Source organism: Streptomyces sp. WAC 04229 (genome assembly GCF_003947455.1).
GTDB lineage: Bacteria > Actinomycetota > Actinomycetes > Streptomycetales > Streptomycetaceae > Streptomyces.
This window is the reverse complement of sequence record NZ_QHJH01000342.1, coordinates 1-3,441: the sequence shown is the minus strand read 5'-3', so window position 1 is coordinate 3,441 and position 3,441 is coordinate 1. Positions and strand designations below refer to the sequence as shown.

The 3,441-nt window shown below is 73.8% G+C and carries 2 protein-coding genes; both read right to left on the bottom strand.

The window, feature by feature from the left end:
- The coding region (locus tag DMH12_RS37805) for a nitrate- and nitrite sensing domain-containing protein (protein WP_148107595.1) at window positions 1–2,374 on the bottom strand (2,374 nt) is incomplete at its 3' end.
- Window positions 2,375–2,442: 68 nt separating this feature from the next.
- Window positions 2,443–3,441, bottom strand: a 999-nt coding sequence (locus DMH12_RS37800) for a substrate-binding domain-containing protein (RefSeq protein ID WP_260474492.1), incomplete at its 5' end; no start/stop codon positions are given.

Sequence of the window (3,441 nt, the reverse complement as noted above, 5' to 3'; positions counted from 1 at the left end):
ATAGTGTGTCGTGAGCGTGGGTGGCGGGGGCGGCGGACCCTGGCGCTTCGGTGTCGGGGTTGCCCGGGGGGTCGTGGGGGCGGCGGGGGGCGGCGTCGGCCTGGGCCCGCAGCGTGCCGCGCTGGAACCCGCCGAGGGACGACGCCGCGCGCTCGGCCGTGAAGTCGGTGTAGTCGTCGGGCGCGTCGTCCCGGGCACCGACGGTCTCCTCGTCCCGCAGTTCGGCGGCGAGGCTGGTCTGCGGGACCCTGCGGGGCAGCGGCGCCAGGCCGTTCGGCGCGGAGGCGGAGGCCGGGGCGGCGGGCGTGGCGGGCTCGGCCCGGCTCGCGGGCACCGGCCGCGGCCGCACCGTGGGCCCGCCGGCGTCGACGGACCCGCCGGACGGGAAGCCCTCGGGACCCGGCCCGTCCGCCGGCGCCGGCGCGGGTGCCGCGGGCGCCTCGTCGGCCGGCTCCCGCACCACGATCTCGTGCGGGATCAGCACGATCGCCGTGGTCCCGCCGTACGGCGAGGAACGCAGGGTCACGGTGATGCCGTGCCGGTGCGCGAGGCGGGCCACGACGAACATGCCGAGCCGCAGGTCGTCGGCGAGCGCCACCACGTCGAACTGCGGGGCCACCGCCAACTGCTCGTTGAACGCGGCGTAGTCCTCCTCGGACAGCCCGAGCCCGCGGTCCTCGATCTCGACGGCCAGCCCCTTGGCCACCAGCGCCGCGCGCACCCCGACCGGGTTGGGTGCGGGGGAGTAGGCCGTGGCGTTGTCGATCAGTTCCGCCAGCAGGTGGATCACGTCGGCGACCGCGGGCGGCGCGAGCGCCACCTCCTCGTCCGTGTGCAGCTCCACGCGCTGGTACTCGGCGACCTCACCCACGGCGCTGCGCAGGATGTCGACCAGCGAGACGGGCTCGCGCCAGGTGCGCCTGGGCTGCTCGCCGCTGATGATGACGAGGTTCTCCTCGTACCGGCGCAACTGGCTCGCCGTCGAGTCCAGTTCGTACAGACCCTTCAGGATCTCGGGGTCGGTGTGCTCGCGCTCCAGGGCGTCCAGCTTGCCGAGCTGCATGTTGACCAGGTTCTGGCTCTGCCGGGCGATGCCCAGGATCACCTTCTGGAAGCCGCGCCGGGTGTCGGCCAGTTCGACGGCGGTGTGCACGGCGGTGCGCTGCGCCGTGTTGAACGCCTGGGCGACCTGGCCGAGTTCGTCGCGGCCGTAGTCCAGCGGCGGGGTCGCCGACTCCACGTCGACCTTCTCGCCCCGCTCCAGCCGCGCCACCACCTCCGGCAGCCGCTCCTCGGCCAGACTCAGCGTGGCCAGCCGCAGCCCGCGCAGCCGCCTCGACAGCGAGCGGGTGATGCGCCAGGACATGCCGACGCACAGGAGCAGGGCGGCCAGTCCGCCGGCGCTGAGGGAGGCGGCCGTGATCAGCAGCTGGCGCGCTTCGTCGGCACTGCGGTCGAGGAGCCCGTCCGTCTGCTCCCGGATCAGGGTCCCGTACGCGTCGGAGACCTTCGCGAACGCCGCGGTCCACTGCCCCCGCAGCTCCGGCAGTTCGATCCGGTCCGCACCGTCCGCCGCGCGGGCCGCGAGCACCCGGTCCTCGACCCGCTGGAGGGTCTGCCACTCGGGGCTGGCCAGGATCCGCTCGGTCTCCGTCTTCGCGCTGCCGCTCAGGGAGGGGACGATCTGGTCCTGCACCAGCCAGCGCCGGGTGTGCACCAGTTGCGCGAAGTGCGCCCACTGCTCCTCGTCCATCCGGCCGGACGGCCAGGCCAGGGTGAGCCGGGCGTCCTCCTGGGACGTCAGTTCGGCCGCGTGCTCGAGGGCGACCAGCGGCCCGGCCTGCGAGGTGAGGTCGCCGTCGTCGACCTGGGACAGCTCCTGGAAGGCGTGGACCTGCTCGTCGACGATCGAGGTGTACTGGTCGAGCGCCTGCTCGGGGGTGATGTCGCTAGGGTCGTCGACCTGGTTGCGGTAGTACTCCAGGCTGCCCACCGAGCCGAGCACCGAGTACAGCCGGTCCGAGACCCGGGAGGGCGCGTGCTCGATCGCGTCGGACTGGCCGACCAGCTGGGCGACCGCCTCGTCCGTCTTCCTGCGCTGCGCCTCCAGTTCCGCCCGGTCGCCCTCGGGCGCGGCCAGCCAGGCCGCCGACAGGCTTCGCTCCTTCTGCAGGGCGAGCGTCGCCTCGGTGCCCATGGCCCCGGTGTCGCGGCTCAGTTCCGTCTGCGAGCGCAGCCGCAGGCCCTCCGAGAACATCTGGATCGTCGTCACCCCCCACACGGCGGCCAGCGTGACGCCGGGCACCAGGGCCAGGAGGATCAGGGAGAGACGTATGGAGCCGAGGCGGCGCCGGGCTCCCTTCCGTGCGGGCATCGTCGTCCTAGGCGATCATCGGGGGAGGATGTGCGAGGTGCGGGCGAGCCGGCGGCCGCGCGACCCGGTCACCGGGTGCCGCCCGCGGCGTACTTCGCGACCGCGTCGGCGTTCGTGCGCGTCACGAACGCGGGGCCGGTCAGCACGGGCGCCACGCCGCCGCCGCTGACGTTGCCGTTGGTCCGGTACAGCCAGAGCGCGTCCACCGCGAGGTAGCCCTGGAGATACGGCTGCTGGTCCACCGCGAACTGGACGTCCCCCCGTTTGACGGCGGCGACCAGGTCGTTGTCGAGGTCGAAGGTGGCGACGTGGGCGCTGCTGCCCGCCTCGTCGACCGACTTGACCGCGGTGAGCGCGAACGCCGCGCCGTTCGTGACGACTTCGTCGATGCTGGGGTCCTGGCGCAGCCGCGCGGTGACCGCGGCGCCGACCGCCTTCATGTCGGTGCCCTCGACGTAGAGCATCTCGGTCTCGCCCTTGAACGTCTTCTTCACACCGGCGCAGCGGGCCTCCACGGCAACGTTGCCACGCTCGTGGATGACGCACAGGGCGTGTTTGGCCTTGAGGTCGTTGAGTTTGTCGCCGACGGCCCGGCCCGCCACGCTCTCGTCCTGTCCGAAGTACTCCAGGAGTCCCGTCGACCGCCAGGCGTCCATACCGGAGTTGAGGCCGACCACGGGGATCCCGGCCGCCTTGGCCTCGGCGACCGGCGCCTTCATCGCCTGCGGCTTGGCCAGCGTCAGGGCGATGCCGTCCACCTTGTCGCGGACCGCGTCCCGCACCAGGTCGGCCTGGCCGGCGGTGTCGGCGTCGCCCGCGTACGTCAGGTCGATGCCGTCCTTGGCCGCCGCCGCCTCGGCGCCCTTGCGCACCCGGTCCCAGAAGGCGTCGCCCTCGCCGCCGTGGGTGACCATGACGACCTTCATCCGGTCGGCGCCGGACCCGCCGGCGGCGTCCGCCGTCGAGCCGTCCTCGTCCCCGCCGAGGGCGGAGCAGCCGGCCGCCAGCAGACAGACGGCCGCGGCGAGGGCCGCGGCGCGCAGCGGGCCGGGGGAGTGGGTGGGTGG